Origin of the sequence: Brachyspira pilosicoli, from assembly GCF_019402445.1 — a bacterium.
GTDB lineage: Bacteria > Spirochaetota > Brachyspiria > Brachyspirales > Brachyspiraceae > Brachyspira > Brachyspira pilosicoli_B.
Genome location: NZ_SRZM01000006.1, coordinates 1 through 5,093 on the forward strand (window position 1 = coordinate 1; position 5,093 = coordinate 5,093).

At 28.2% G+C, this 5,093-nt stretch carries 6 protein-coding genes and 2 tRNA genes; 6 read left to right on the forward strand and 2 right to left on the reverse strand.

Features of this window, described 5'->3' with window-relative positions; genetic code table 11:
- Positions 1-141 precede the first annotated feature (141 nt).
- Positions 142-546 (reverse strand): metal-dependent transcriptional regulator, encoded by a 405-nt coding sequence (locus E6A48_RS00140; RefSeq protein ID WP_013243109.1) that lies wholly within the window; start codon positions 544-546, stop codon positions 142-144.
- A 221-nt stretch (positions 547-767) separates the two neighbouring features.
- On the opposite strand from E6A48_RS00140, the gene E6A48_RS00145 reads away from it, so the two are divergent.
- From E6A48_RS00145 to E6A48_RS00170, 6 genes are all read left to right on the forward strand, one after another.
- Positions 768-850 (forward strand) — tRNA-Ser (locus E6A48_RS00145).
- A gap of 25 nt (positions 851-875) precedes the next feature.
- Positions 876-948: transfer RNA gene (locus tag E6A48_RS00150), tRNA-Arg, on the forward strand.
- Between the two features lie 14 nt (positions 949-962).
- Positions 963-1,523: a KdsC family phosphatase gene (locus E6A48_RS00155; RefSeq protein ID WP_219708035.1), complete on the forward strand. Its 561-nt coding sequence runs from the start codon at positions 963-965 to the stop codon at positions 1,521-1,523.
- Positions 1,489-2,055 (forward strand): LPS export ABC transporter periplasmic protein LptC, encoded by a 567-nt coding sequence (gene lptC / locus E6A48_RS00160; RefSeq protein ID WP_219708036.1) that lies wholly within the window; start codon positions 1,489-1,491, stop codon positions 2,053-2,055. The genes E6A48_RS00155 and lptC overlap by 35 nt, the downstream gene beginning before the upstream one ends.
- A gap of 46 nt (positions 2,056-2,101) precedes the next feature.
- Positions 2,102-3,385, forward strand: coding sequence for an LptA/OstA family protein (locus tag E6A48_RS00165; RefSeq protein WP_219708039.1), 1,284 nt, complete (start codon positions 2,102-2,104; stop codon positions 3,383-3,385).
- 9 nt (positions 3,386-3,394) lie between these two features.
- Positions 3,395-4,408, forward strand: coding sequence for a hypothetical protein (locus E6A48_RS00170; RefSeq protein ID WP_219708037.1), 1,014 nt, complete (start codon positions 3,395-3,397; stop codon positions 4,406-4,408).
- Here E6A48_RS00170 and E6A48_RS00175 read toward each other — a convergent pair.
- A partial coding sequence (locus tag E6A48_RS00175) for a lytic transglycosylase domain-containing protein (protein WP_219708038.1) occupies positions 4,409-5,093 on the reverse strand: 685 nt, incomplete at its 5' end.

Consider the following 5,093-nt stretch of genomic DNA (forward strand, 5'->3'; position numbering starts at 1 on the left):
AATTATAATTAAAACTTTATAAAAAAGAATTTAAAAAATAATAGTAATGATTTTTTATCTTATATTTTTTTAGAATACATAGATTATATTATAAACAAATATATTTATAAAATATTATAAATATTTATTTGATTTAGATAATCAATTTTGTTTGTTTAAAATATTTTCTTTCTTACAATAATCGCAAAGGAACTCTTTAAACTTATGCACTGTATCTCTGCTCATAGCATGTTCTATTAAACAAGCTTCCTCGTCTGCTATTTTTTCATCTATATTTAAGACTTTAGTTAAGAAGTAATAAAATATTGCATGTCTTTCAGCTATATCTTTTCCTATGGCTCTTCCAGAATCTGTTAATTCTATATCTCCGTAATGTTCATGTTTTATATGACCCAATTTGGATAATGTTTTTATAGCTGTATTAACGCTTGCCTTTGAGCGTCCCACTAAATCTGCTATATCAGTAATTCTAATAGCTTCTTTAAACTTTTTCTCTACTTCTAAATTGTAGATAGTTTCTAAATAATTTTCTAATATAGGTGTCATTTCTTGCTGTCTCATATGAATGATTTTAATATAAAAAATATATAAGTCAATATAAAATACATAATTTTTCATTTTTTGTAAAGGTTTTATTGAATATCAATGTAGATTTTTATGTTTTGTATATAAGTTGTAAAGATGAAACCAATTTGTAAATAATTTTTTATAAATAAAAACTTGAAATTTATTTTAAGTATGTTATAATACATGACATATTTAATTTTGGAGAGTTCGTTCAATTGGTAGAGCAGCGGTCTTGAAAACCGCCGGGCTAACACCCATGTGGGTTCGAGTCCCACACTCTCCGATTTGGTTTGAGCTTCTTTAAATAAGGGGCTTTAGCTCATCAGGATAGAGCACTGGTTTCCTAAACCGGGTGGGCAGGTTCGAGTCCTGTAAGCCCCAATTACAATATAATCATGAATTTAAAACTTTTTTTATCCTACTACTTTAATCTTAAAAAACTCAAAAAAATTAAATTGTTTGTTTTTGATATAGACGGCGTTATGACCGATGGTAAGCTTATATTTGATGATAATGGTGTAGAAACTAAATTTTTTAATACTTTAGATGGTATGGGCATAGTAATGGCATTAAAAGCTGGTATAAAAATTGCTGTTATTACAGGAAGCAAGGCTAATTGTGTAAAACAAAGATTTGATAAGTTTAGGGTACATGGTTTTGAAGATTTAATACAGGGCGAAGAATATAAAATGCCTGCTCTTTTGACATTAATAGAAAAATATGGTTTAAAAAATGAAGAAGTTGCTTATATGGGTGATGATATCATAGATTTAGCACCTATAAAATATGTTGGATTTTCTTTTGCACCAAAAAATGCTATCAAAGAAGTAAAAAAAATTGCTAATATAGTATTAGATAAAGAGGGAGGAAATGGTGCTGTAAGGGGTGCTATAGATATGGTATTAAAGGCTAGGGGGAATTATGAAGAGGTTCTCAAAGAGTTTTATTCTTTTTAATATAATGATATTTTCTATAATCTCTTGTACTGATTTTAGTAAGATAGGTCAGGATACAGGAGATAAAAATTTCGAGCGTCCTCCTGAGATGGAATTTTATGGTTTTAGAAGAGAAAGCTATGTTACAAATTTTAAACAAATGGATATGTTTGCAACTAATGCCAAATTTTATGACAGCAGAGCTTTGATAGAATTATATGATTCTCGTAATTATACTTATGATGCTGATGGTACTATTGCTGCTAGAGTATCTGGAGAGTTTGCTAAAATAAATAAAAACACTTTATATACAGAAATATTTACTAATGTTGTTGCAAAGGCTTCTAATAATAGTACTTTATACACTGAGTATGTACAGTATGATCATGAGAAAAGCCATTTTAAAAGCCCTGTACCTATTAGAGTAGAGCAGGAAGATGGAAGTTGGCTTACTGGAAGTAGTATGGAAGGAGATTTGGCTATGGAAAATATAACAGTATATAATGAAAAAGATGAAGGTGATGCTATAGGAGTGCCAATTGCTGAAGAGTAAAGTTTTTTATTCATTTATAATTTTATTTGTTTTAATATCTCCATTAATACCTCAATCTCAAAGAAGTGCTGATAAATTTACTTACGATAATAAAAACCAAGTTTTTCAATATACAGGTAATTCAAGATTAGAAGATAAATCAGCTTTAATAACAAGCTATAAGATGACTTTTTATAAAGAAACAGAACTTGCCACATTTACAGGAAAGGTGAGGCTTTTAAGTAAAACTAATGGCTCTACAATAGATGCAGGATATGCTAGTTATAATGGTAAAACTAGATATGCATACGCTAGAAATAATCCAATACTTCGCTCATCTACAAATAATATGACAATTAAAAGTATGCTTATGGAGAGAGATTTTAATACACCTACTGCAAAAGCTATTAGCAATGTTCATCTTATACATATAGACAAAGAAAATGATAGAAGAACAGATGGATATTCTGATGAGTTGATTTATGATATGGATACACAAATTTCTATATTAAAAGGAAATCCAAGACTTTATCAGGGCAGTGATAGGATAGAAGGTGAGATATTAGAGTATAATGCAAAAACTTCTACAGCAAATGTTATGGGAAGAAGCAAGATATATATACTTCAAACTAATGATTATGTTCAAACTGGTGAAACTAATGAGAATAAAAATAGCAAGGTTAGTAATTATAATATTGTAACAGCGGATAGACTTTTTTTAGATGAAAAAGGTGGGGCTAATCAAACTAATAGATTTTTATATGCTTATGGTAATGTTAATGCTTATTTCTTTGAAGAGAATATGATACTTAGAGGCGGATACATTATATATGATATGGATAATGAACATATATATATGTATCAAGAGCCTTCGGTGAGAATACCAGACAGAGGTATAATATCTTTCGGAGAGTGGATAGAATATAAAAGAGATGAGAAGTTTAGGGATATTATATTTCACAATGACGTTGTTATGGTAGATTATGATGAAAGTATATCATTAGAGGGCGATTTGCTTCATCTTGACCCTGATACTAAAGTTGCTACAGTTAGCGGAGCTCCGCATGCTTATTTAGAAAATAGAAGTATGAAAATTACTTCAGTTACGATGCAGATATTTAATGATGATGAAAAATTAAGGGCTAATGGAAATGTGCATGTTGAAATGAAGGATATGAACTCTCAAAGTGCTTGGGCTACATATTTTGATAAAGCTAAATATTTGAGGCTATGGGGAGAAAATCCTTACCTTTCTCAAGAAAATAGTATTGTTAGAGGCAGAGAGATTAGATATTATATAGAAACTGAAAGAATAGAAGCATATGGTGTAAGTGGTTCTATGTCTGAGTGATTTGTTATTATGAAAAAAATATTCTTTCTTACACTAATATTTATACTTTTCTCTTGCAATAAAACTATAAAACCGTTAAATAAAAATAAAGAATATGTTGTAAATATTACATATGTTAAAGATAATAATATAGCAGCATTAAATCCATCAGACTTTTTTTATATTTTTAATTCAAAACTTCCATTATTAACTTATGATTTATTAGGTTATAAAATAAAGTATGTATTAAAAGAAGGAATTAATGCTGAAGATTTTTATAAGAATAATAGAAAACTTTTAAATAAGAATATTGAACTTTTTAAAAAAGATTATATTGATATAAAAAAAACAAGTAGTAGTATTTTAGCAAAAAATATTCTTTATTATTCTCTTTCTAATGAAACCTACAGCAGTCTAAAAACTTTATTTGACTATGATAGTTCAACAACCTCATTAGAAGAATTAGCCTCAAATATAGCACCTAATTTTAAACAAAATATATTAACACTTTGGAATACACCATTATCAAACGGCAAAAAATTGCTTAGAGAAGATATTGTAGCTATGTATACGGCACAGTATTGGAGAGTTATAGGTAGTGCCTTAAAAGATTCTAAAATAGATTCTCATATTATAATAATAAATATGCCTATAACAGCAAACTATAAAGGAGCTGATGCCAAAGCTATATCTGAGGGTGGGGTAATAGATAGATTAGTGCTTGAAAATAAAAATATTGAAAACACAAAATCTTTAGCTGTAATTAGCACTTATCCTTTTCTTTCTAATAATAAAGTTTTTGCATCACAAAGAGGTGTTGTAAAAATTGACAGCAAAACTTTAAATGATATATTTGCTTATTATATACTTCAAACTGTTGCTATGATGTTTAATAAATATGATATACATACAGAAGAAAAGCATTCTATTATGTCTGAAGTTGAAAATTTTGATTATGTTGATTGGTACAATAATATTATAAATTATGAGTTAAGGGCTCCATATAAAGGGCTAAAATATTATAAAGATAGTATAAAATATTAATTAATTTTTATAATATCTGCTATAATATTCATAGCTTTTCATTACTCTTTCAACATAAAACTCTGTTTCTTCTATATCTATAAACCTTGCAGTACGATACATATTATTTGTACCATATTCTTTTTTCCATCTGTTTCCTCTTCCAGAACCAGCATTATAGCTAGCGGCAACTAAGGCATAATTGCTAGCATTTTGGCTTTGGAATAACCAACTTAAATGAGATATACCAATATTAATATTTTGTTTGGCATCTGTTAGATTTAGAGGGTTATATCTGTATCTTGCTTTTTTATTTTCAGCAGCAGCAGTTGTTGGCATTAATTGCATAAGCCCCATTGCTCCAACATAGGACCTTGCTTTTACATCAAACAAACTCTCTTCTCTCATTATAGAATATACAAAATTTGGCTCTATTTTATAATATTTTGCCTCAGGTACAACATATTCATCAAAATATCTAGGGTAAACATATTTTCTAAACTCATCTGGAAGCAAATCTACATTGTCATAATAATTATATCCAAAATATTTACCTATATTGGCACAAATCTGCATGAATCTCTTTGTATTTAATGATGATTTATATATTTTTTCAGCATAATAAAATAAAGGATAAGTTACCTGTGTCTTTTTATAGATATCATTAAACTCTCTATAAGCATTGTCCATATCACCATAATAATAT

Coding starts and splice junctions, on each gene's coding strand:
- E6A48_RS00140 (WP_013243109.1), bottom strand. CDS start 546: ATGACACCTATATTAGAAAATTATTTAGAAACTATCTACAATTTAGAA.
- E6A48_RS00155 (WP_219708035.1), top strand. CDS start 963: ATGAATTTAAAACTTTTTTTATCCTACTACTTTAATCTTAAAAAACTC.
- lptC (WP_219708036.1), top strand. CDS start 1,489: ATGAAGAGGTTCTCAAAGAGTTTTATTCTTTTTAATATAATGATATTT.
- E6A48_RS00170 (WP_219708037.1), top strand. CDS start 3,395: ATGAAAAAAATATTCTTTCTTACACTAATATTTATACTTTTCTCTTGC.